The organism is Pseudoalteromonas fuliginea, from assembly GCF_000690055.1.
GTDB classification, from domain to species: Bacteria; Pseudomonadota; Gammaproteobacteria; order Enterobacterales; family Alteromonadaceae; genus Pseudoalteromonas; species Pseudoalteromonas fuliginea.
Genome location: NZ_JJNZ01000014.1, coordinates 13836 through 39582 on the forward strand (window position 1 = coordinate 13836; position 25747 = coordinate 39582).

Consider the following 25747-nt stretch of genomic DNA (forward strand, 5'->3'; position numbering starts at 1 on the left):
TAACCCAGTTAACAACCAAAAACAATAAACAATAAACAAAGCAGTCACTCTAGTTACTAAAACCCTCACTTAACAAGCGAATTCAATTCTAAATTATGGTACGGAATGACAATTAAATCCCTACAAAAGTATTGATTCAGATCATGGTCGCATAAAAGAAAGGATAGTGACTTCATGCAACCAAATTGATTGGCTTATTGAATGGTAACGACTATATATCATAATTTATTCACTGCGATAAATTAAAAATCACTCTATTTTAGCTGTTTGTTAAACATCATGAAACGATTTAATGATAAGTATTAAGAAGGTGTTAGCAATTTGATTGCTAACACCTTTTATTTTTTCAGATTACAGACTAAGTAATAAACCTTTTTTTAATTACAAATTGTGCCCGTAACATTTATTGCTGGTGCTGCTGAACTACTCGTAGACTTAGAGTTCTGTGTACCAAACTCAATAGATTGTCCTGGTTGTATCGTGCTATCCCAGCTATTAGGTGTTGCTGTATATGGATTTGAACCTGTAACCCTTCCATTCCAGCTATTAGTAAGACCGTACCCTGAAGGATATGACCAGGTAACAGACCAATTGCCTGATACAGCAGTATCACCATTATTGGTTACTTTAATATTACCTGAAAAACCTGAATTCCAATCATCCCCTAATACAAATTCACAAGTCACACTGTTGCTTGGAGCTGGTGTAGGATCTGGATTAGGTGTAGTACCACCACCATTTTTAATGAACTTAAAGTAATTCACATTAAATAAGTAACCGCTACCCGTAAAATTAGTCCGAATAGTTTGATTACCCGCAGCTAAATCAACTGTTGTAGAAACCGTTTGATAGGTCTGCCATCCGCCAGTGTTTGATACGTTAATAGAACCAATACTGTTTGTTCCATTTAGTAAATACGTTAATGTACCACCATTAGAATCAGATGCTACACGCGCTTCAACGGTATAAGTACTCGCCTCTGCAACATTAACAGCAAAGTCTAAATAATCACCATTTTGAATATAGCCGACATTTAAACCACCACCTGAATCACCAGTATCTTCAGTTTTCGTACCACTTTCACGTACAAACGCTTCAGCTTGAACAGTTCCTGGAATAGAAAGGCGATCTGTTGGTGTAATGCCACCACCATCATCAGTAACACTAACCGTTACGGTTGCGTTGTTACTTGTTGTTGTACCATCGGTTATTGCATAGGTAAAGCTATCAGTACCGGTATATCCAGTATTTGGCGTATAAACTAAACTATTACCATTTTGGCTAACAGAGCCATTACCCGCTTGTGAGTAAGTAGTAATACTGATTGAATCACCATCTGCATCACTATCATTTGAAATCACATTTTTAGATACATTGGTATTTTTGGTTGTTGAAATTGAGTCGTTGTTGGCTACAGGTGCATTATTACCACCGTCTCCAGGTCCTGGATCAATTACGCTACCTTCACAGCCGTTATTTGGACAATAGATTCGGTAGTTACCACTCATCGCTAACATACCGAACATATATAGAGTTCCGTCATAATAACGATACTTTCCCTCCGGCACAGGTGTATTCCAAAATGCATCAACAAACTCCCAAGCATCTGACTTATTAGACGCTAAACTTGCTATCGCGTTCATAGCAACTAAACCGGGTGAATGGTCGGTATTATTTGGATCATATAATGAACCATTTAGGTTATATAAACCTGCGTAGGTATCAATCCCCTTGCCTTTAAAGAAAGATTGTAAACGTGTTGCCCACGTAACTTGCCACTCATCTTTTTTAAACCACGAATAATCCATTGCGGCATTGCTAATAGTACGCCATGCATCATATTGAAAAGTTTCTTTCCATTTTTGGAAACTGCCATGTGGACTACCATCAAAGTTGGCATAATCAGGTGATAAGCCGGTACTAGAATTTGCAGTTGTCTTAAAAAATTTACGACTTTCAACCGCCATTTCAGCCCATAAGTCATTATTATTATCAGCCCATCGAGCCCACAATTCATAAAAGGCAGGTAAATGATATGAAGGGTCGGTCCAGTTACGGTCAGTAGGGGTAGATGGCGAGAATACGATTTGTTTGTTCGCTTTATCAATTAAGGTATATTGTTCTAACTGCCCTTGATTGTTATAACGTGTTTCACCATTACCAACCATGTCTTTTAATATTTGGTTTGCGTGTGCTTCATAGTTATAAATACCTGAGCCATTACCCCATCGGTTAGCAGCAAAAAATAGTGCTGTTACAAAGTACTCTTCACCATCAGGCGCCGGCGCAGCATCTTGCACTTGGCCACTTGTACTTACTTTCCATGCAAAATAACCTTTATTGTTGCCTGATTTATTTAAAGAATAAGTATTGGCCCATTTCCATAATTTATTAAAGTCATCTTGGCGATCCATTTGAACAGCCGCCATCATACCGTATGACATACCTTCGGAGCGTACATCGTTATTACCCACATCCCAAATGTAAGCCATATCATTACCAGTAGGAATGAAAATCGCTTTATTAGCTGTATCGGTAGAATGGAATAATTGGTCATAAACTTTATTTAAACGCGCTGTTACTTCTGACGAAGAATAACCAAACTCTGGAACATACTACGATATTGACCAGAGTCGAATGCTCCTTGGCTTGGTAACGTAGGCGCTGCAGGCGCTGCAGGAATGTCGCCAACACGGTGTAATTCATAAAAATCTAAAAAGGTGTCATTGCCACCATTATCAGATTCTAAAACAAACTTAAGTTTTGTATTACTGGGTTGACTCGATAATTTAAAATCTATACTCGATACGCTAGCAGATGAACCACTAAAGCTGGTTGCGCCCACTTTTTTATCGCCAAGGTATACACTAATACCGGCAGCGCTGTTATCGGTACTTGCACCACGAATATCTAAACGAAATTTCCCCGGTATGCCACTCACTTGGGTATTTACTTCTACGCCATCATTGTTAGCAAATGCCGCGACACCGTTAAAAGGTGTATCTATAACACTAGAATAACCAGGTAGTAATGTACCGCCTTCTAATTCACCACTTGCCAATTGTTGAGCGTAAGCACTTGTTGTTAATATACTTATACCTAAAACCGGCAATAATAATTTATTAATTTTCATAACAATCCTATTTTTAATATTTGATTACTTTACGATCCATATTTTTTATTATTTAGAAATACATGAATGTAGAGCTACTTGCTAAACACTTGTAATAAACTCGTAAAACACTGCGTACAACAATCAACTCAAATATCACAACCAGCAAAACCAGATTTCACATATCACCTAGTTTATTTATGTTGTTTTTTTGAATAATTAACAATCAATGCACAGATGATTATAGATGTTAATGTCATTTTGACAATAACTTCTTAAATAAATAACATTTTTGTCATTAAATATTAACAATTAAGGGGGGACGGCGATGCAAGCAGATTAAATAGGAATAATAAAAATTGAAAAATGATGTTAAACGCTATTGCAAATCGTGATATTGGACAAGCGACTCACACTTTACTTAAGTGCATTAGTAATTTAACTATTGAGAAATGAGATAGTTGCTGCGAGTTTATAAAGTGTTTGGGTTTAGTAAAAAAAAAGCTTAACGAGTGAAGCAGTCAACAACGCCAAAACTATTGCTTTAGTTCTATTATTCTAGTTCTATTGCTTTAGTTTTGGCGCTTATTAAAGGGAGAATATTTACCCTTTCATTTGTTCAAGCTCTTTGCCTTTGGTTTCGTGTAAAAACTTAAATACAAATATAACTGAAACAAACGCGCAAAATGCGTAAAAACCATAAGCCCCAGCCAAACCTATACCGGTGAGCATAACAGGGAACGACCAAGTAATTAAAAAGTTAGCTATCCACTGGGCAAAGCCGGTAACTGCAAGGCCAGAGCCACGAATTTGGTTAGGGAACATTTCACCTAACATAACCCACATTACAGGGCCCCACGATAAGTTAAAAAAGAACACATAAGCATTAGCGGCTATTAAAGCAACTATGCCCTGCTCTCCTAGTTCTAAGTTACCTGTTGAGCCAATATCTGCGTTTAAAAAGGCATAAACAATAACCGAAAGCGTCACCGTCATACCAATTGAGCCGGTTAACAAAAAAGGTTTTCTGCCAATTTTGTCTATAAAATACATGGTAATAAACACCGCTAAAATACTTACAAAGCCGCTTATTATATTAATAAGTAACGCGTCAGATTCAGTAAAGCCTGCTGCTTGCCAAAGTACCGCGCCGTAGTAAAAAACAACGTTAATGCCGACTAATTGCTGAAATGTAGCTAAGCTAATTCCTATCCAAACAATGGGGCGTAAACGTTTTTTAGGTTTATCAATAAGATCAGATAATTTAGGTTGGTGTTTATCCCCAGCAAGAGACTCTGCTATTTCATTTAATTTAAGAGCGGCAGTTTCAGCACCATATAATGACGATAAAACACGTGCAGCAGCGTCTTTTTTACCAGCCATAATTAAGTATCGTGGGCTTTCAGGGATAAAAAATAAAGCGATTAAAAACAAGCATGCAGGTAATAACTCAACCCAAAACATCCAACGCCATGTTTCAAAGTCGAGCCAAAATATAGCCGTAGAGCCGCCAGCCGTATTTGCTAAAAAATAGTTACTCACAAATGCGCTAAATAAACCAAATATAATAGCCACTTGTTGCAGTGTAGAGAGCGTGCCTCTGTATCGTGCGGGGGCAATTTCGCTAATATAAGCTGGGGTCATAACCGATGCAGCCCCTACAGCTAAGCCGCCTAAAATGCGATAAATCACAAATTCAAACGATGTGACTGACACACCCGAGCCCCAAGCACTTATAATAAATAAAGCAGCGGCAAAAAGTAAAATTGGACGCCGACCAAATTTATCAGCCAATCGACCTGCGCAAAACGCACCAATGGCACAACCAATTAGCATGCTCGATACGTTAAATCCCGTACCCGCACTACTGGAGCCAAACGCCGTTTGTAATCCATCAACAGTGCCGTTAATTACGCCGCTGTCAAAACCAAATAAAAAACCGCCAATGGTCGCAACAAAGCAAACCAGTACTATTAAAAGTACATTTTCTTTCTCGTTCATAAGTATCCATATTGTGTGTTGTTGTTATTTTATATAGATTTTGAAGCTCAAAAGGGTGTGCTTATTTAGTTGTTTTTATTGGTTGAGCTTGATTCTCTTTCTATTAATTCAAAATCTAAAATATGTCTTAAGTCTAAGCTTTTTACATTGCTTAAATCGTTATACTGACCCGATGCAAGTAAAGTAATGGCAAGCTCAGCCATTTCATTAATAGGCTGTTTTACCGTAGAAATATTTGGCCAAACTATAGTTGCAAGTTGCGTGTCATCAAAGCCAACAACCGACAGTTCGCTTGGAATATTAATACCTTGTTTTTGAGCTATTGAGATTACAGCGGCCGCCATATCATCGTTAGCTGCAAAAATAGCTGTTGGTTTATCATCAAGCGAAAGTAATTTTATTGCCGCTTTCATACCCGATTGATAAGTAAAACTGCCCTGCTCTATATACTCAGGTGGCGTTATTATTTTATTAGAGCGCAGTGCATCTAAATAGCCTTGGTAACGCAAACGGCTAACACCTTGTTTAGTGTCGCCAATAATATGTGCAATTTTGCTATGCCCTTGATTTATTAAATGCTCTGTAACATCAAACGCCGCTTGATAATCGTCCATGCATATATAAGGGGAGCGATTTAATTTTGTATCTGGCGTTATTCTGACAAATGGCACTTGTGCTTTAGTAAGAACATCTAAAACCTGTTCGTTGTCGCACATAGGTGGCAGTAAAATCATGCCATCAACCTGTGTAACATCAATAAGTTGCTTTACCGATTCAATTGTTTTGTCAATATCGGTATGCGCTTCGTCAACAACAAGGTGGTAGCCCAATGCGCGGCATTTTTTAAGCGCTGCCAATAAAAATTGGCTTATGTAAGAGTCACTTGGGTTATCGTATAAAAGCCCTAAAAAGAATGACTTAGTACTAGCAAGGCGCCTAGCAGACACATTTGGCCTGTAATTTAATTGCTCAACAACCGCCATTACTTTTTCGCGGGTTTTGTCGCTTACTTTTTTGTCTTGATTGAGCACGCGCGAAACTGTCATCATTGATACACCAGCCTGCTCGGCTACATCTTGTATTCTTGCTCTTTTAGGATCGGCCATTACTGTTATTACCTACTCACAATCATGTGATTGTTATAATTAACTTTCTTAATTTTCATTATACATAATTGTAAAGCTTGATATTGTTTACAGCGCGTTTTATATGATTACTTATTGACAAAGTCTTATACTACACTGAAAATGTTAGCGCTAACAACAAATTTGTAATATTCATACCCAATAATATAAAAAACTTAAAAAGGCCTATATTATGAGCATGCTGCAAAACCCAATTCTAAGAGGCTTTAACCCAGACCCAAACATTGTCAGAGTTAATAACGACTACTACATAGCCACTTCAACATTTGAATGGTTTGGCGGTGTGCAAATTCACCACTCTACCGATTTAGTAAGTTGGCGAGTTATAGGCCAAGCACTTAACACCGTAGAGCAACTCGATATGCGAGGAGTGCCCGACTCTTGCGGCGTATGGGCACCGCAACTTAGTTACAATAATGGCCGTTTTTATTTGGTATATACCAATGTAAAAAGCTTTGATGGCCCTTACAAAGACACACCAAACTATTTTGTATCAACCACTGATATTACCGGTAACTGGTCACAAGCGACTTACTTAAATTCTAGCGGTTTTGATCCGTCTATTTTTCACGATGATGACGGTAAAAGCTATTTGCTAAACATGCTGGTTGATCACCGCAACAACGCACTATTTGGTGGCATAGTAATGCAAGAGCTTTGCCTAAAAACCAATAAATTAATAGGCGATGTTAAACCTATATTTTCAGGCACAAAACTTGGTTGCACTGAAGGTCCACATATTTTAAAACGCGGTGCTTACTATTATTTAATAACCGCTGAAGGTGGCACTGGGTATGAACACTGCATTAGTGTAGCGCGTGCTAAAAACGTATTTGGCCCTTACCAAGCACACCCACACAACCCCGTAATAACAGCAGTACATGAGCCGAGTAATGCGCTGCAAAAATGTGGCCATGGAGATTTTTTTCAAACGCAAACCGGTGATTGGTACACGGTATTTTTAACATCAAGACCACTGACTGAGCGTGGCCGCTGCATTACAGGGCGTGAAACAGGGATTGAGCAAATAATCTGGAAAGACGATGACTGGCCTTATGCCAAACACACAAATAAAGCCCCCAGAATACACGTACCCGTTGAAGGTTTAACGCTAAACCCACAGCCGCAACCCACAAAACATATTGATTTTAGTAACGATGATCTGACTGTTGATTTTCAGTCATTGCGTATACCCATGTGCAAAAGCTGGGTGTATAAAAATACTCAAAAAGCATCGCTTACCCTAGTAGGTAAAGAGTCTTTAAGCTCATTGCATCAGCAAAGTTTTATTGCCAGGCGTGTACAGGCTCATCATACTGTTAGCAGCACATGCGTTGATTTTGCACCAAGCAGTTTTCAACAAATGGCGGGGCTAGTATGTTATTACAATACCGCGCATTACTACTATTTGCATATAAGCGGCGGCGATGTAGGCGATGAAACCACACCGCGTTATTTAAATATAATAAGCTGCGATAAATACCAAACAAGCACGCCTATTGCACCGCTTTTGCTTAAAACAAACAAACCTGTTTACTTAAAAGCTGATTTTAATGGCGCGCAGCTACAGTTTTATTATGCCACCGAGAAAAACTGCTGGATAAAGTTTGGTCCAGTGCTCGATGGCAGTATTTTATCTGATGATTACGTGCAGCAATCACCACAAGGGTATCGCCCGTGTTTTACCGGTGCTTTTGTGGGGATGGCGTGCCAAGACTTATCGGGACAAAATAAAGAAGCTCACTATTCATTTTTTAATTATGACGAACCTAGCGGCGAATAAATCGCCGCCAGTTAAGTTTATTATTTGATTGAAAGCTTTTTGAAACTGCTTTAAAGCTCATTCAAAACTCTTTTAAAGCTCTATTAAAGTTCTCTTAAAACTATTTTAAAACAGGGCTTTAATACGCTCCATTTGCGATTGTAAAAGTAAACTCTGAGAGTGGCTCATAATGTCACTCTCTCGTTTGTTTTCGCTCAGTAAGCGCCCTACTTCTTGCGCTTCAAAGCTATAACCTTGTGACTGCCTGCCATCTTCAAAATGCTCAATTAAGTCATCAAGCTCATACAAAGAGCACTCGTAAGCCCTAAATGCATCGGGTATTTTTATATAACCTTTGTCGCCAATAATATACGCGCCATTTCCTAACCGGCATTGAAATGACGTTGCTAAGCTCACCATTACATCGCCACAATTAGCAGTAATAAGTACATCGTCTTCCACGCCTTTGTAGCGAATATTTGCTCTTACGTGTAAATTTTCTAAGTCGTTATTTAAAAAGTAATTAGCGATAGCCAGCGGATAAATTCCCATATCAAGTAAACAACCGCCCGCTAAATCTGGGTTGTATTCACGCCCATCGGGATTAAAAGGCACAGGATAGCCAAAGTCAGCTTTAACATGTTTAATAGTGCCAATTCGCCCTTGCTCTACCCATTGTTTTGCTTTTTGTATTGCAGGTAAAAAGTACGTCCACATGGCTTCCATTAAAAATACGTCGTGCTTTTTAGCCAGTAAAGACAACTGCTTGCACTCTTCAGCCGAAACCGTAATGGGCTTTTCGCACAATACATGCTTACCTGCTTTAATAGCATCGCTGGCATTTTTAAAGTGAAAGTTATGCGGGGTCGCAATGTAAACTACATCAACGTTTTTATCGTCAAATAATGCCTGATACCCTTCGTAGGCATTGGCCGCACCATACTTGCTCGCAAAAGCGGTTGTATCATCCCCATTTCTTGCTGCAACTGCGTACGCAACACCATTATTTGTATGTGCTAAGTCTTCACAAAATTGTGCGGCAATTCGGCCACAACCAACAATACCCCAGTTTATTTTTTTCATAGTGTTTCCTTATGATCTTAAAAAGAAATTTAAGTGAACTCCAACAACCAAGCAATAAACTTGCAAATTAATTGTTAAACATAGTTTAAAACTAGCTTGACTTAACAATATCAAATCATTAATGTTAGCGCTAACACTAAAACAACATTAAGTATCACATTTATGTTCCTTGGTATCGATTTAGGCACTTCAGGTGTAAAAGTAATTATTTTAGACGAGCAAGACCAATTGCTTGCTCAAGCAAGTGGCTCTTTAAGCGTTTCACGCCCAGCACCACTTTTTTCTGAGCAAAACCCTTCAGATTGGTGGCTTGCTACCTGTAGTGCAATCGAGGATCTTAAAAAGACTCACCCTGCATTACTAAAATCGGTAAAGGCTGTGGGCCTTTCTGGGCAAATGCATGGCGCAACGCTGCTTGATAAAAACAATAATATTATTCGCCCAGCCATTTTATGGAACGACGGGCGCAGTGCTGCACAATGTGTAGAGCTTGAAAAACGCGAACCAAATTCTCGTAATATTACCGGCAACATAGCAATGCCTGGTTTTACTGCACCTAAATTGGTGTGGTTAAAAGAGTTTGAACCAGAAAACTTTGCAAAAGTAGCCAAAGTATTATTACCAAAAGACTACCTACGCTTTTTAATGACCGGTGATTTTGCATCAGACATGTCTGACTCAGCAGGCACACTGTGGCTAGACGTAGAAAAAAGAGCATGGTCGCAAAAAATGCTTAGCGCTTGCGACTTAACAGAGCAACACATGCCTACCCTTTTTGAGGGCACACAAATTACTGGCAAATTAACAGCCCAAGTTGCTGCTAAATGGGGTATGGAGCAAGTGCCTGTTGTTGCAGGTGGTGGCGATAATGCCGCAGGCGCTGCTGGTGTTGGCGTAGTAAGGCCTAAACAAGCGTTTTTGTCATTAGGTACTTCGGGCGTTTACTTTGTTGCTAACGATAAATACCTGCCTAACCCAGAAGGTGCTGTACATACTTTTTGTCATTGCATTGAAAACACCTGGCACCAAATGTCAGTGGTGTTAAGCGCAGCAAGCTGTTTAACCTGGGTCACTAAATTAACCGGTTTTAAAAACGAAAGCGCATTGCTTGAACAAGTAAGTAAATGCGATTTTAGCAAACCAAGCTCAGTCATATTTTTACCTTATTTAACTGGCGAGCGTACGCCGCATAATAACCCCGATGCCAAAGGCGTATTTTTTGGTTTAGATAGCGATACCGATGCAGCAGCCCTTGGCCGCGCAGTACTCGAGGGCGTTGCTTTTGCCTTTGCCGATGGCCAACAAGTACTGCTTGATGCTGGTGCACAAATTGACGATGTAACCGTTATTGGTGGTGGCGCTAAAAGCCCACTGTGGGGAAAAATCATCGCAAGTGTACTCAACCGCCCCCTAATTTACCGAGAAGGCTCAGAAGTTGGCCCCGCATTTGGCGCAGCAAGGCTTGCCCGAATAGCAGTAACACAACTCCCTGCACAACAGGTGTGTGTTAACGGCAAAGTAACGCAAACAATTGAGCCAGACCCAGTCATGCAAAACTTTTACGCACAGCAATACACAACATACAAAGCACTTTACCAAAGTATAAAAACATACTTTTAATACACTATTATAAAATTAATGGAGCACATTATGAGCGAACAATTTTTTACAAACGTTGAAAAAATCAAATTTGAGGGTGAAAACTCTAAAAACCCATTTGCATTTCGTTATTACGACGAAAACCAAGTAGTGCTTGGCAAAACAATGAAAGAACATTTACGTTTTGCAGCCTGTTACTGGCATAACTTTTGTTCTACAGGGTTTGATATTTTTGGTGAAGGTACGTTTGACCGTCCTTGGATCCAACCTGTAGGCAATCAATTAGAACTTGCTGAACAAAAAGTAAAAGTAGCCTTTGAATTTTATGAAAAATTAGGCGTTCCTTACTTTTGTTTTCATGATGTTGATATTGCCCCTGAAGGCAAAACACTACAAGAAAGCCACGATAACGTAACGCACATAGCTAACATTATCGAAAAAGAAATGCAGCGCACAGGTGTAAAACTACTGTGGGGTACTGCTAACTTATTCTCAAATCAGCGTTTTTGTGCCGGTGGTGCAACAAACCCTAATCCTAATACGTATGCATATGCAGCAGCACAAGTTAAACATGCAATGGAAATTACGCATCGTTTAGGCGGCGAAAACTACGTACTTTGGGGTGGTCGTGAAGGTTACGACACGCTACTAAATACAGACCTTGCACAAGAAAGCGAACAGTACGCACGCTTTTTGAAAATGGTTGTAGAGCACAAGAAAAAAATTGGTTTTAAAGGCACATTATTAATTGAGCCAAAACCACAAGAGCCAACTAAGCACCAGTACGATTACGATACAGCAACGGTTGCAGGCTTTTTATACAAGCACGGCTTACAAGACGAAATTAAAGTAAACATTGAAGCAAACCACGCAACACTTGCGGGTCATAGCTTCCACCACGAAATTGCAGTTGCTTGCGCAGAAGGCATTATGGGTAGTATTGATGCTAACCGTGGCGACATGCAAAACGGTTGGGATACTGACCAATTTCCTAACGACGTAGCTGAGTGCACACTTGTTGTTTACGAAATTTTAAAAATGGGTGGTTTTACAACGGGCGGCTTTAACTTTGACACTAAACTTCGTCGTCAATCGTGTGAGCGTGATGACTTATTCATTGGTCACATTGGCGGTATGGATACGATGGCTAAAGCATTACTCAATGCAGCAGCAATGATTGAAGGCGGCGAGCTGACTGATTTTGTTGAAAAACGTTACGCTGGTTGGAAAGAAGACCTAGGTCAAAGCATTCTAAATGGTGAGCAATCACTTGAAAGCCTTTCAGCCTTAGTACACGAGAACAACATCGATCCTAAGCAAGTTTCTGGTCGCCAAGAACTGCTTGAGAATATTGTTAACCGCTACGTATAAGGACATCGCCTCGGTTTTAAAGCCGAGGCGTACATCATTATGAACTTGTTAGAACAACTCAAAAAAGTAACCACAGTCGTTGCCGACAGTGGCGATGTAGAGTCAATCAAAGCCCTACAACCGGTTGATGCAACAACCAATCCTTCGTTAATTTTACAAGCTGCAAAATTACCTCAATATAAACATTTAATTGAAGACGCTATACAAAAAGCTGGCAACAACGTTGACGCTATATGCGACCAACTTATTGTTAACTTTGGCTGTGAAATACTAAAAGTAATACCTGGGCGTATATCGAGCGAAGTAGATGCGCGTTTATCGTTTGATACCCAAGCAAGTATTGCCAAAGGGCGTAAGCTTATTTCACTTTACGAGCAAGCGGGTATTTCAAAAGACCGCGTACTTATTAAACTTGCTTCAACATGGGAAGGCATTAAAGCCGCCGAGCAGTTAGAAAAAGAAGGCATTAAGTGTAACTTAACGCTGCTTTTTTCGATGGCTCAAGCCATTGCGTGCGCACAAGCTAACGTAACGCTTATATCTCCGTTTGTTGGTCGTATTCTTGATTGGTACAAAGCCCGCGATAATAAAGAATACACCCCAAGCGAAGATCCTGGTGTGCAGTCGGTTACAGGTATTTATCAGTACTATAAAAAGTACGATTATAAAACCGTGGTAATGGGCGCAAGCTTTAGAAATACCCAGGAAATAATCGAACTTGCTGGCTGCGATTTACTGACTATCTCGCCATCATTACTTAATGATTTACAAAGCCAAGAAGGTGAACTGGTTACAAAGCTTGACGCTGCAAACATTGCCAAAGGACCGCAAAGCGACATAACCCCACTCACCCGCGAGCAATTTTTATGGCAGCACAACGAAGATCCAATGGCCAGCGAAAAGCTCGGTGAAGGTATTCGTAACTTTGCCAAAGATCAGCGTATTTTGGCTAAATTGGTTGAAGACTTACTAAACTAATTTCCCTCAAGCCTGCTACATAACGTGCGGGCTTTTTTAATTTTATTTGAGGTAATACATGACTCAACTTTCTTCTCGTGCGCCTTTTGCTAATGCCATTCGCGCACTCAGTATGGATGCGGTACAGCAAGCAAACTCAGGGCATCCGGGCGCACCTATGGGTATGGCCGATATAGCCGAAGTACTGTGGAACGATTTTTTAAACCACAATCCAACCGATCCAAATTGGCCAAACCGAGACCGCTTTGTACTTAGTAACGGTCACGGCTCTATGCTTATTTATTCTTTATTGCATTTAAGCGGGTACGAACTACCACTTAGCGAACTTAAACAATTTAGACAAATGCATTCAAAAACCCCAGGTCACCCTGAATACGGTTACACCCCAGGTGTTGAAACAACCACAGGTCCGCTTGGCGCAGGTTTATCAAATGCCGTAGGTATGGCTATTGCCGAAAAAGCCCTAGCAGCACAATTTAACAAAGAGAGTTTTGATATTGTAGATCATTACACTTACTGTTTTATGGGTGATGGCTGTTTAATGGAAGGCATATCGCACGAAGCATGTTCGCTTGCAGGCACATTAGGCCTGGGTAAACTTATTGCTTTTTGGGACGATAACGGCATATCTATCGACGGACACGTTGAGGGCTGGTTTACCGACGACACCGCTAAACGCTTTGAAGCGTACGGCTGGCATGTAATAAAAGATATAGACGGCCACGACCCAGAGCAAATTGCAAGCGCCATTGCACAAGCAAAACAAGTGAGCGATAAACCTACCCTACTGTGTTGTAAAACCGTGATTGGTTTTGGCTCGCCAAATAAATCAGGCTCGCACGACTGCCATGGCTCGCCATTAGGTAATGACGAAATAACTGCGGCGCGCAAATTTTTAAACCTACCAAATGAAGCATTTAGTATCAGTGATGATATTTACGCCCATTGGGACGCTAAACAAAGCGGTAATAAAAAACAAAAACAATGGCAACAACTGTTTAGCGACTACACCAAAAGCCACCCTGAGCTTGCTAAAGAATTTGAGCGACGCGTAATTAAACGCACCCTTCCTGACAACTTCGAAGCTATTGCAAACAACTATATTGCACAGTGCAACAATGACGCCGCTAACATTGCCAGCCGAAAAGCCTCGCAAAACACCATTGAAGCCTTTGCCCCGCATTTACCAGAGTTACTGGGTGGCTCTGCCGATTTAGCCGGTTCTAACTTAACGCTGTGGTCTGGCTCTAAAGGCATAAGCGCAGATGACGCCGGCGGTAATTACCTGTTTTATGGCGTGCGTGAGTTTGGTATGAGCGGCATTATGAATGGCATATCACTGCACAGTGGTTTTATTAATCACGGTGCTACATTTTTAATGTTTATGGAATACGCCCGTAACGCAGTAAGAATGTCGGCACTTATGGGTATTCAAAATATATTTGTGTATACCCACGACTCTATTGGTCAAGGTGAAGACGGTCCAACTCACCAACCTATTGAGCAACTAGCCAACCTACGTATGACGCCAAACCTAGTCACATGGCGCCCATGTGACGCAGTAGAAACTGCAGTATCGTGGAAAAACGCGATACAAAATCAGCAGCAACCTACGGCGCTTATTTTTAGTCGCCAAGGGCTCAACCACCAGCCACGTACCGCTCAGCAAATTAGCGACATAGAAAAAGGCGGCTATATTCTTAGCGATAGCAATAAAGCGCCTGAGCTTATTTTAATTGCAACGGGTTCTGAAGTTGATTTAGCAATGCAAGCCGCAAAAGAGCTTACAGCACAAGGCGTTGCAGTGCGTGTGGTATCAATGCCAAGCACCACATTGTTTGATCTACAATCAGACGATTACAAGCAAAGTGTATTGCCAAACTCGGTAGCAAACCGTATTGCAATTGAAACATCACACCAAGATTACTGGCTTAAATATGTTGGCTTACAAGGCAAAGTAATTGGTATGAGCACTTTTGGTGAGTCGGCGCCAGGTAACGTGTTATTAGAGCATTTTGGCTTTACCACCAAAAATGTAGTGAGCACCGCGCAGGCGTTAATTAAAGCCAACGCCTAATACATTTTGTACGCGTAATGCGCGCAATAATACAATTTTATCCAATTAATGCGCTAAGCCTTTCAAAGCTCGGCGCATTTTTATAATTAACTAACAAAGGTGAACTATGAAATACTTACTATTAATTATGCTTTTTAGTGCAAGTACTAGTTTTAACGCATGGGCAAGTGACGAGCAAAATGATGAACTAATGCTAACGATTTTTTTAAAGCACGACCAATCAAAAAACCTCTCTGAAATAAAAGAAATACTCAACAACGCTAACTTTTACAAGCACTTCCCGCCAGAAGGCGCTACAGTAGAATCTTGGAAAGTAATGATGGGTATAGGGCAAGTAGTTACCTTGCGCTTTCCGGCAGCGTTATTATCAAAAGTAAATTTATCGATTGAGCGCTATGGCTGGAAAGCCTACAGCACTGAGTTTTATCCAACATACGATCTGTACCCAATCGTAAAAGAAGAAATTAAAAAAGCTAGAGCGAACAATTAAAAGAGTAACCAACATGACAACTTCAATTGTTCAATACACACTAAGTAATGAAGCAAACGACACTATTTCTATTATTAACTACGGTGCCCGGCTTACCAGCTGGGTTACCCATGTTGATAGTAAAAAACGAAATATTATACTTGGCTATTCTAATATTAATGACTATTTAAATGACACATTTTACTTAGGCGCTGTAGCCGGCCCTTATGCAAACAGGCTAAGTAACGCCCAAATAAACATTGATGATAAAGCCTATGCACTTAATAAAAACGAAGGAGTAAACCAACTTCACGGCGGCCAAAAAGCATTAAGCGACTTATTTTGGCAGCTCGATTATCATCAAAAAAATGCGTTAAGTTTAAGTATTACTCTACCCGATGGATACAACGGCTACCCCGGTAAAACTATATTTAACGTGCTGTATACCTTTACCACTAACAGTAAAAACCAAAGTAATCTTGATATTAAATTTACGATTACCAGTAATAAAAAAACCATTGCTGGGCCTACAGCGCATCCGTACTTTAATTTAAATGGCATTACTAACAGCGCACAAGGGCATACATTAAAACTTGCCGCCGCGCATTATACCCCCATAGATACAAATGCCATTCCCACAGGTTTAATAGCCCCTGTAGCAAATACAACTTTTGACTACACAAATACGCGTGTACTTAATAAAACCGATAAACTCGATAAACTCGATCATAACTTTGTCACCGAACAAGTGCTTAATCTGCAAGCCAATAAGCAACACGCAGAGCTTACAAGCGCCGATGAAAAAGTAATGCTGAGTGTGCTTTCTAACTACCCTGCTATTCAAGTGTACACGGGGCAGCACTTAAAAAATCCGTTTAACCAATTTGACGGTATTTGCCTAGAGCCGCAATTTTGCCCCGACAGCCCTAATAACCCACACTTCCCATTTAGCTATTTAACACCACAAGTGCCTTTACAAACACTCATAAGTTATTGTTTAACTACTATGTAAACCAAAAAAGGATCGCTATTAAGCGATCCTTTGCGGGAGGTTAAATTTTTAGTGCGATTATAAATCGCTTACAAAGCTTTTAAGTTTTAGCTCACGGTCAATTAATAATGGGTAATCGGTGCGCCCTTGCATTGGCCAATCGTTGCGCCAAGTACGTGCATCGCTTATACCCCAAAAAGTAACACGGCTTACTTTATCGTCATGCTTTTTAAGTATGTCAAACACAGCTTTGTAGCGCTCGCCTAACTGGGTGTTTACTTCACTAGGTAAACCATTCGGGTATGGGTTAAATCGCTCTTGCAGCGCAATATCTAACGAAATATCAGCGCCTTGCTCTTCACCTTCAGGGAACGGTAATACCGAAATATCAAGCTCGGTTATCATCACATCAATACCCGTTGCAGCGTATGCCACAATAGAGTCTTCCATTAACGAAAGCTCTGGGTTATCAAGCGAATAATGCGCTTGCATACCAATACCATCTATTTCAATGCCTTTGCTTTGTAAATTTTTAATAAGCGCAATTGCACCGGCTCTTTTTTCTGGCTTATATAAGTTGTAATCGTTGTAGTATAGCTTGGCATTAGGCGCTGCCTGCTTAGCGTATTTAAAAGCATATTCTATAAAGTCGTCACCAATAATGGTGCTCCATTTAGATTCACGCAGTGTGCCGTCTTCGTTAAGTGCTTCGTTTACCACGTCCCATGCAAAAATGCGGTTTTTATAACGCCCTGCAACAGCATTAATATGGTTTTGCATGCGCATAAGTAATGCATCGCGGGTTAGCGGCTCGCCTTGTTCGTCTTCAAAAACCCAGTCAGGCGTTTGCGAGTGCCACACTAATGTGTGCCCAACTAATTCTTGGTTGTTCTCTTGTGCGTACTGAACTAACGCATCAGCGGCTTCAAAATCATAGGTTTCTAGCTCTGGGTGTATACGCTCCCACTTCATTGAGTTCTCTGGCGTAAAGGTATTAAATTGCGCTTTAGCCACATTTAAATCTTCAGGCAAAGCCCCTAATATTTGGTCGCGGCTAATCGCTGTGCCAATTTTAAAGTGCTCTTTAAATTGCGCTTTAAGCGTTAATTGCTCCGGCGCTTTTAATGTTGGTTTGCTTTGCTCTGCTGAGCCATTACAGCCAAGTGCGAGGCTCGACATTCCTAATAAAATAGCAATCGTAAATTTATTTTTATGCATGATGTACCTGTTGTGTGTTTTTTAGTGTGCAATCTAAACTTAACACCATATAGTCCTTTTGACAACAACGTTTTGTTAAAATAGACTGAACAAAAATAACACAGTACACATTCCTTAATCACACACTTTACTAGCAACAAAATTAGCAAGGACACACATGAAAAAAATAACAATAAAACGGCTTCTGTTAATTAGCGCATTTTTCGCCTCATTTATATTCAGCGCCCTAATTCGCGCGGAGCAAACCAGCACTCACGTGCCTATCTGGCATAAATTAAGCTTAACCCTTGAAGGCCCGCACACCAGCGAGCTTGCCACGCCTAACCCTTTTACCGATTACCGCTTAGACGCCACATTTACCAGCCCCACTAATAAGCAATATACAGTACCTGGATATTATGCAGCCGATGCAAACACTGCTCAAACACATGCAACAGCAGGCAACAAATGGCAGGTTTTGTTTTCGCCCAACGAGCTTGGCAAATGGCGCTATACACTCTCATTTGTTAAAGGCAGTAATATCGCAAGCGTGCCATTAAATACTGTTACAAATGAGCAATCAGCCGGATTTTTTGATAAACAAACAGGCGAGTTTAATGTTATCGCCGCCACTAAATCATCCAGCAGTAAAGACTTTAAAAGCAAAGGTAAGCTTGAATACGTTAATAAACCCTATTTGCAGTTTAATGGCTCAAAAGAGTACTTTTTAAAAGCCGGTGCTAACAGCCCCGAAGTGCTGCTTGGCTTTTCAGGGTTTGATGCCACTCCCACAAAGCGTAACTACCAAGCGCACATAAAGCATTGGCAAAATAGCGACCCTACATGGCAAACAACCAATACAGAGACTGATAATAGTAGTCATCAATCTTCTAAAGGCATTATTGGGCTAATAAATTATTTAGCGTCGCTTAACATTAACGCGTATTACTTTTTAACCATGAACGCCTACGGCGATGGCGACCAAGTTTGGCCATGGCTTAGCAAAACCCAAACCACACGCTACGATGTATCTAAATTAGCTCAGTGGGATATTGTATTTAGCCACATGCAGCAAAAAGGCATAATGACTCACTTTGTAATGAGCGAAACCGAAAACGAATCACTGTTTGAATGGAACGAAAGCCAGCTTAAAAACGACTTTGCTGTTAGTCGTAAAATTTACTATCGCGAGTTATTTGCCCGCTTTGGCTATCATTTAGCAACCACGTGGAATATAGGCGAAGAAAATGGCTGGCAAGATCCAAGCGGCGACAATAAACAACAAAAAGCTAATACCACAAAACAAAGAAAGCAATTTGCCGATTACTTTCAATCACTCACCTACTACCCTGAGCATATTGTGATACATAACGGCCCGTCGCTCGACTACCACATTTACGATAAACCAAACGACAACATTTTGGGCTACCCCGCCTACACAGGGGCAAGCTTACAAGGTGAACTTAAAACAAACACCACTTATAACGATGTTTCAAAGTACCGCCAGCTTACTCAAAGCAACCCTCACCCGTGGGTGATCACCATGGACGAAGCCTATATTTATGAGTATGCAAATAATGTAGATACGTGGCGTAAAAGTAACGTGTGGGCCACATTTATGGCAGGTGGCGCAGGTATTGAGTTTTATTTAGGCGGTGGCGGCGACCTTGTTGAACAAGATTTAACGCCTTATAAAAATTACTATTTAGCGATGACTAACGCTGTTGCGTTTTTTCAAAAATATGTGCCATTTACAAAGCTTACACCAGCACCTGAGCTTACAAAAACAGGCTGGTCGTTAAGTGATAACTCAGCGTTTTACTTATTTTATTTTAGTAACGCAAGCCAAGCTCAGGTCACATTACCAAACGCGTGTTATACCCTCGACTGGTTTAACCCACGAACTAACAACTACATAAACGGCAAACGCTTTTGTATAAATACCGCAACGAGTACACAACTGGCAACACCACCCAACACACCTAATAACGACTGGGTTTATTTAATTAACCTAAGCGCTAAATAATAAGGATAACAAACATGAATCATTTAACAGCTAAACATTGTGTAACCGGCGTATTACTTTCAGCCGCAGCCATCTTTGCATTGCCTGTAAACGCAGCTGATAAATCCATTCAACTTACATCAGCTATTGTGAGTCAAAAAGATGCGCACATTACTCACTACGAAGGCGGCGATTTTCATACTTACTTTTACGGCGATACACCACTCACCAAGGGCGCTATTACAGGCGTTGCGGTTATTAAACCTAATAACGAAATACACCCCGCCCACCAGCATCCTGATGAAGAATACTTAATGATTTTAGAGGGTTCAGGTACCTGGACGCTTAATGGCAAAAGCCAGCCTGCTCATACTGGAGATATCTTATTTGCAGCCCCTAACGACGTACACGGCATTTATAATAACGGCGATGTGCCGCTTAAGTTTGTGGTAGTAAGATATCAAACTAAGTAGGTTTTAGTGGCTTTTTTAGGGAAGTAATTTAAATACGTTTTTCACATATATGTAATTGTTATATCTGATAGTTTTTAAATTGCTCCCACACGGCCTCTCCTACAGGTCCCAACACTTCTCCCCTTTTCTTAATAATGTAATATTTTAGAGGCGTTATATTTTGCACATCACTAAGTGACAGCATTTTCAGAGTATTATTTGCAATACCTTCATCAGCTAAATAACCTGGTAATTTGCCCCAACCCATTGCACTTTCGATAAGCATTTTTTTAGTTGGAAAGTCATTTACATACCATCGTCGCTGACCTTGCTGTACACCCCACTCTATGTTTTTTGAACCAGTGCCTGAGTCCTGCACAATTATTTGGTATTCGTTCAACAAATCAGTGGCTTGCCTTAGGTTTGGATTTCGCTTTAACAACAAAGGGGAAGCTACATTGATTAATGAGCCGCTATTTAACAAATGCTTTTCAATTTTCTCTTCTTGTACAGAAAATTCCATTGTTGGTGTTATACACAGATCGGCACCGCCATCAAGTAAGGCTTCAATTGCACCTGTTATGTACTCTTGCCTGATTATTATTTGAGTTTCAGGGAACTGATTTTGCATATTTTTTAGTAATGGTAAAATACCTTTTAAATTAAATGATGCTTCAATTGCAATCGTTATACTTACCTCGTTCCCCTGTGCTATGTGGTGTGCAACTTGTTTAAGTTGTGCTGCATCATCTAGCAATTTCATAGCCTTATGAAACATAGTTTTTCCTGCACTAGTAAGCTCTAACCGATAACCATTACGACTAAATAAGGCAAAGTTAAGGGTATTTTCTAGTTGCTTAATACCTTGGCTTATAGCTGGTTGAGTTTTGTGTAAAAGAGCACTTGCTTCACTCAATGATCCAACCTGAGCAACAGTAACAAACATACTAAGCTGTTCTAATTTCATAATTTACGCCAAACATGTAAAGCTAAAGTTTATATCTTATAAAAAAACATTCAATATTAATTAATAAGAACTGTGATTATTCTAACGTCAAAAGCTAAGCATCTGCTTAAATCACTCTTATTAAAGTTGGGAATAACATGAGCACAAAAGTAAAAATAATTTTTATGTATACATCACTAGGATTAACAACACTTGCCTTTATAGCTGCAGGCTCTGCAAAACTAGCAGGAGTTGAGCAAATGCACTTATCTTTTGCACTCATGGGTTTACCTGCTTGGTTTGGCTATTTTATTGGTGCAAGTGAACTAGCAGGTGCTATTGCTATTTGGATAAAAAAACTAAGCATTTTAGCTGCAAGTGGTTTGTTAGTTATTATGGCTGGTGCAACATTTTTTCATGTAGTTTACGACAGTGTTGCCAATGCAATACCTGCCGTTATTTTATGTGCTTTTTTAATTAATATCATAATTAACCGAGTCAATGATATAAACGCCTTGGATAGTAAGTAACCTAGAGCTATTTTCAATACAATGAATAACGATATATTCGCTTCTATCGTTATTCAAACCCTCATTTACAAAATGACAAATGCTTTCACATCTCTAATTTAGCCTAAAGATAACAAACTCGATCTCTAAACAAACAAAGGCTAAGGTTGTTTTATTCATTAAATTTTAATTTTGAGTTCATACCCTGTATTTAATAATTAAATAGACGACGTACTAAAGTTTATTACTTGGGCTTTTAATATGCCTAATTAACTAAGGTGTAAAATATGAAAAAAACATTTTTAGGCATTTTCTCGATTACAGTAATAACTTACTTACTGAGCGGCTGCACAACGTCAAATAACGGTAATATTACAAAATTGAGTGAAGATAAAATAAGTACTAGATTAAATAAATTACCTTCCTCGCTAACCTCTAGTGATTTGTTCAATACCACTGTTGTTGAACCCACTCAGCTATTTGATAACCTTTATTTTGTAGGATATATCAGCGTAGGCACTTTTGTTATCACTACAACTGAGGGCATTATTTTAATCGATACCATGTGGACCCCGCACGATGCCAAACATGTGATTGTTCCTGGACTAAAAGAGTTAGGCTTAAATCCTGAAGATATTAAATACGTTATAGTTACTCACGGCCACAGCGACCATTATGGTGGCGCTCACTACTTTGAATCACATTATGGCGCTAAAATTTTAATGAGAAAAAATGAGTGGGACTACATCCATAATCCAAATGCACCTGTATTAACTGATCCTTTCGGTAACTTTTCTACCGAAATACCATTACCTAGCACTTACACCCAAGTTATCGATGGCGAAAAAATAAGTTTAGGTAAAACTAATTTGACGGTACTTGCTACACCAGGGCATACGCCTGGTGGGTTGTCTTTGATAATACCTGTTACAGATAATGGCATACCTCATACAGTTGCACTTTGGGGAGGTACCGGTTTACCGGATACTAAAGAAGCAAATCAAACTTATTTGCACTCTTTAAATTATTTTCAAAAAATTGCAAACAAAAACGATGTTGATGGAAGTATCTCAAACCACCCGTTTTCACATGATCTAATTAATCAAATTAATACATTAAAAAATCGTAAATCTGATCAACGAAACCCAGTGGTAACCGGTAATAAGGCATTTAATGAGTACATAGACGATGTATTACGAAATAACGTTCAAAAGAAACTTTCGTCATTTGAGTCAAACTAATATAGCTTTTCACGCACCGGCGTTATCGCACCGGCGTTATCGTGCTAATGTATTTATAATGACGGTATATGTCGCTTTAAAGCGATACTCATTACTAATATAAAAGCATAGTGCACTTCTTTTTATGAAAGCCCTCAAAAAAATAGTCTGTATAAAAATACAGACTATCAAATGTGGGGTTAATTACTTTTAGTTTGGTTTATTGTTCTACCAAAGTGACCGATACGTCGTCTACATAAAAATCAGCAGTCAGTTCGTTTGACTCAACATAAAGTAAAGCGGCGCTTTCCTCGGTTGTTATTGAATGGGTATAAGTGCCCGAAAGCTGTACCCAATCGCCTGCAACTACGTTTTTAACAGTGGTTAGCTCGAGGTATTCAGTGCTCGCATGCTCAATTTGCAGTGTGAGCTTAACTCCTGGCGATACCGCTGCATTATCGTCAGATAACTTAACCCACGCAGATACATTATAGGTTTTACCTGCTGTAAATAGGCCTTTTGCATCTTTTTGTAACCCATTCCACGTTTCAGTTCGCCCTTGTACTAAAGCACTATTATTTCCGCTGTGAGCTTGGGTTGTTTCAAGTGAAATAGTAGCACTGCCTCGTGATTGCCATGAATCAAGACCGGCTTCAAAGTCACCATTAGTTAGCAGCTCTGCTGAAGGCTCTGCTACTTCAATTAGCTCTTGCAGCGCATCGGCAACACCTTGCAAAGCCGGTTTTGGTGTATAGTCATTAAAGAATAACAGTGGCCATTCAGTTGTCGGTTCTGGCCAAGTTTGTAACCAACTATCACCATCAATTACACCCCAAATAGTAATACCACCGCGCTGATCTTCAGGTACCGTTTCTAGGTAGGTTTTAACAATATCGTAATAGTACTGCTTTTGTTCATCCGCTCTTTCACTTGTTAAGTAAGTTAGAGGAATGCCGCCTTCGTTGTTCATACGAACATCTAGCTCGGTAATTTTCACTTTTATTTTAGGGCGAATATCGACCACTTTTTGAAGGTGTGCCTGAATGGTTGAAATGTCAGGGCTGTTAAGTGAAATATGAGATTGAAACCCTATGCCATCAATAGGCACGCCGTTGTTGTGAAAATCGTTAACCATAGATATAACGGCATCTAATTTATCGGCGTTCCAAATCAGGTTATAATCGTTGTAATATAAATCAGCATCAGGGTCGGCCGCTCTTGCTGCTTTATAGGCTAACGGTAAAAATTCGGCTCCTATATTTTCAAACCATACAGATTCATCGGCGCTGTCGTTTGTGGTTTTTTCACCACGATATTTACCATTTTCCATAAACGCTTCGTTAACTACATCCCAGCTAACTACGGTATCGTTATCGCCTTCTTCTTCAAAATGAGTGGCAACTTGAGTGATGTGATTTTCCATCATGGTTATCCACGCGGCTTTATCACCTTGAAAACTTTGCATCCAAGGCGCAATTTGCGAGTGCCAAACAAAAACATGGCCATGTACCGTGAGTGAGTTCTCTTTGGCGTAGTTAACTAGCTCATCAGAATCATCGTAAAAAAATCCGCCTTGGGTTGGTTGTAAATAGGTAGGCTTCATAATGTTTTCAGCAGAGAGCTGATTAAAGTGTTGTTCAATAATCGCTTTAATCTCTGGTCTGTCTATTATGCTGTTACCAAAACCACCCGCTGGCACAGCCACACCAATATTAAAATTAGGTGCTAATGCTTTTAAACTTTGTGCAGTTACTTCGCTGTATTGAACATCGGGTATTTCTTCTGCTGGGACATCGTCTAAAATAAAGCCTGAAAATTCGTCTAGGTATATAGGCTTGTTAATGTTCTCTTTTTTTGAAAAGTGAATTGCCAGCCTAACTAAGGAGTCAGCTTCAGCTGTTGCGGCTGTTAATGTTATTTTTTGCCACTCGCCTGTGAGTGTTTCTTTTACTAGGCTAAGTTGACCATAATCTGGCGCAGGTGTTTGAATCCAAAAATCGGCACTGGTTCCTTCTTCCCCTTTGGCCCAAACACTAAACTCGTAATTTTTACCTCCAGTGATAGGAAGGTCTTCATAAGCTATTTCAATTCCCCAAGGGTTGTCACCCAATGTATTAACAATAACCTCAGCTGCTTTGGTGCCTTTGTAAGTATTAACGCCTTCTTGCGATTCAATTACCTCTATAGTAGAAGTAGCGCTTGATTCTTGATCTGGTCTAAATACCCAATTCCCGACGGGCGTTGTTTGCCCTGAAGTGTCTTCTTCAAACCCACCATTTGTTATTTCAGCTGCTATTGGCGCTTCAGGCGCTGGAGTATCAGGGGCTACTACTTCAGGTATGGGTTCAGGCACTGGTGTATCTTTATTATCCCCCCCGCACGCCATTAATAGTGATACTAAGGTCACTAATCCGGTGTTACGAAAAATCGATTTATTCATTTTTTATTCCTTAGACTAAAGCAATAAATGAGTCGTTTTTGAACTAGGTGCAGTAAAGCCATTTGAGTGAATAAAATATGATAGAGTCTTTCTACTGCACCATAAATTATATTATTCAATATGACTATAACTAATTATAAAAACAAACAGTCATTTATATTTATTATTTTAATATCTCTTCAAACGTTAATATTTACCTTGTACAAGAGCACAAATATAAAATTAAAATCATCGAGTTATAGTTAAGGTTTAAATTAAAATTTATTGTTTTATATTGTGTGTGTGAATATACAATTATTAAATTAACCTAAAACCAACATTGTTATAGTCTATTTAACAATAAGTATCAAGGCTAAAATTTAACCCGTTGCATATTGAGTATGCTTTGAG

19 protein-coding genes are annotated in these 25747 nt (G+C 39.7%); 11 read left to right on the forward strand and 8 right to left on the reverse strand.

Translation table 11 applies throughout. From position 1 onward, the window contains the following. Nucleotides 1-377: 377 nt before the first annotated feature. From DC53_RS0120390 to DC53_RS15420, 4 genes are all read right to left on the reverse strand, one after another. Nucleotides 378-2492, reverse strand: a complete 2115-nt coding sequence (locus DC53_RS0120390; RefSeq protein WP_239462860.1) for a glycosyl hydrolase family 8 — start codon at nt 2490-2492, stop codon at nt 378-380. 86 nt (nt 2493-2578) lie between these two features. Continuing rightward, a complete protein-coding gene (locus DC53_RS22530) occupies nt 2579-3133 on the reverse strand; it encodes a carbohydrate-binding protein (RefSeq protein ID WP_239462861.1) in 555 nt (184 codons plus the stop codon). Between the two features lie 582 nt (nt 3134-3715). Beyond that, nucleotides 3716-5119, reverse strand: coding sequence for a sugar porter family MFS transporter (locus DC53_RS15425; RefSeq protein WP_370597200.1), 1404 nt, complete (start codon nt 5117-5119; stop codon nt 3716-3718). Between the two features lie 59 nt (nt 5120-5178). Further along, entirely contained in the window at nt 5179-6219 is a 1041-nt protein-coding gene (locus DC53_RS15420) for a LacI family DNA-binding transcriptional regulator (protein ID WP_033028786.1), read from the reverse strand. Nucleotides 6220-6430: 211 nt separating this feature from the next. Here DC53_RS15420 and DC53_RS15415 point away from each other — a divergent pair, with 211 nt between their 5' ends. Continuing rightward, on the forward strand, nt 6431-8041 hold the full coding sequence (locus DC53_RS15415; RefSeq protein WP_033028787.1) for a glycoside hydrolase family 43 protein: 1611 nt from the start codon (nt 6431-6433) through the stop codon (nt 8039-8041). Nucleotides 8042-8146: 105 nt separating this feature from the next. On the opposite strand, the gene DC53_RS15410 is transcribed toward DC53_RS15415, so the two are convergent. Beyond that, complete coding sequence (locus tag DC53_RS15410; RefSeq protein WP_007375165.1) at nt 8147-9103, reverse strand: Gfo/Idh/MocA family protein; 957 nt, start codon at nt 9101-9103, stop codon at nt 8147-8149. A gap of 162 nt (nt 9104-9265) precedes the next feature. On the opposite strand from DC53_RS15410, the gene xylB reads away from it, so the two are divergent. From xylB to DC53_RS15380, 6 genes are all read left to right on the forward strand, one after another. Continuing rightward, nucleotides 9266-10723: a xylulokinase gene (gene xylB / locus DC53_RS15405; RefSeq protein WP_033028788.1), complete on the forward strand. Its 1458-nt coding sequence runs from the start codon at nt 9266-9268 to the stop codon at nt 10721-10723. 30 nt (nt 10724-10753) lie between these two features. After that, nucleotides 10754-12073 carry a xylose isomerase gene (gene xylA / locus DC53_RS15400; RefSeq protein ID WP_007375167.1) on the forward strand — a complete coding sequence of 440 codons (1320 nt, stop codon included), beginning with the start codon at nt 10754-10756 and terminating at the stop codon, nt 12071-12073. Nucleotides 12074-12109: 36 nt separating this feature from the next. Further along, nucleotides 12110-13051, forward strand: a complete 942-nt coding sequence (tal, locus tag DC53_RS15395; protein ID WP_033022893.1) for a transaldolase — start codon at nt 12110-12112, stop codon at nt 13049-13051. Nucleotides 13052-13109: 58 nt separating this feature from the next. After that, entirely contained in the window at nt 13110-15128 is a 2019-nt protein-coding gene (gene tkt, locus DC53_RS15390; protein ID WP_033028789.1) for a transketolase, read from the forward strand. Nucleotides 15129-15234: 106 nt separating this feature from the next. Then, on the forward strand, nt 15235-15618 hold the full coding sequence (locus DC53_RS15385; RefSeq protein ID WP_007375170.1) for a hypothetical protein: 384 nt from the start codon (nt 15235-15237) through the stop codon (nt 15616-15618). Between the two features lie 13 nt (nt 15619-15631). Beyond that, nucleotides 15632-16609 (forward strand): aldose epimerase family protein, encoded by a 978-nt coding sequence (locus tag DC53_RS15380; protein ID WP_007375171.1) that lies wholly within the window; start codon nt 15632-15634, stop codon nt 16607-16609. Nucleotides 16610-16666: 57 nt separating this feature from the next. On the opposite strand, the gene DC53_RS15375 is transcribed toward DC53_RS15380, so the two are convergent. After that, complete coding sequence (locus DC53_RS15375; RefSeq protein ID WP_007375172.1) at nt 16667-17806, reverse strand: endo-1,4-beta-xylanase; 1140 nt, start codon at nt 17804-17806, stop codon at nt 16667-16669. Between the two features lie 157 nt (nt 17807-17963). Here DC53_RS15375 and DC53_RS15370 point away from each other — a divergent pair, with 157 nt between their 5' ends. Together DC53_RS15370 and DC53_RS15365 are read left to right on the forward strand one after the other, a co-directional pair. Next, nucleotides 17964-19811, forward strand: coding sequence for a DUF5060 domain-containing protein (locus DC53_RS15370; protein ID WP_007375173.1), 1848 nt, complete (start codon nt 17964-17966; stop codon nt 19809-19811). A gap of 14 nt (nt 19812-19825) precedes the next feature. Next, complete coding sequence (locus tag DC53_RS15365; protein WP_007375174.1) at nt 19826-20263, forward strand: cupin domain-containing protein; 438 nt, start codon at nt 19826-19828, stop codon at nt 20261-20263. Between the two features lie 58 nt (nt 20264-20321). Here DC53_RS15365 and DC53_RS15360 read toward each other — a convergent pair whose 3' ends face one another. Next, nucleotides 20322-21209, reverse strand: coding sequence for a LysR family transcriptional regulator (locus DC53_RS15360; RefSeq protein ID WP_007375175.1), 888 nt, complete (start codon nt 21207-21209; stop codon nt 20322-20324). A gap of 137 nt (nt 21210-21346) precedes the next feature. Here DC53_RS15360 and DC53_RS15355 point away from each other — a divergent pair, with 137 nt between their 5' ends. Together DC53_RS15355 and DC53_RS15350 are read left to right on the forward strand one after the other, a co-directional pair. Continuing rightward, nucleotides 21347-21718 (forward strand): DoxX family protein, encoded by a 372-nt coding sequence (locus tag DC53_RS15355; RefSeq protein ID WP_007375176.1) that lies wholly within the window; start codon nt 21347-21349, stop codon nt 21716-21718. 266 nt (nt 21719-21984) lie between these two features. Then, on the forward strand, nt 21985-22938 hold the full coding sequence (locus DC53_RS15350) for an MBL fold metallo-hydrolase (RefSeq protein WP_007375177.1): 954 nt from the start codon (nt 21985-21987) through the stop codon (nt 22936-22938). A 199-nt stretch (nt 22939-23137) separates the two neighbouring features. Here DC53_RS15350 and DC53_RS15345 read toward each other — a convergent pair whose 3' ends face one another. Continuing rightward, a complete protein-coding gene (locus tag DC53_RS15345) occupies nt 23138-25357 on the reverse strand; it encodes an endo-1,4-beta-xylanase (protein ID WP_033028790.1) in 2220 nt (739 codons plus the stop codon). Nucleotides 25358-25747 lie beyond the last annotated feature (390 nt).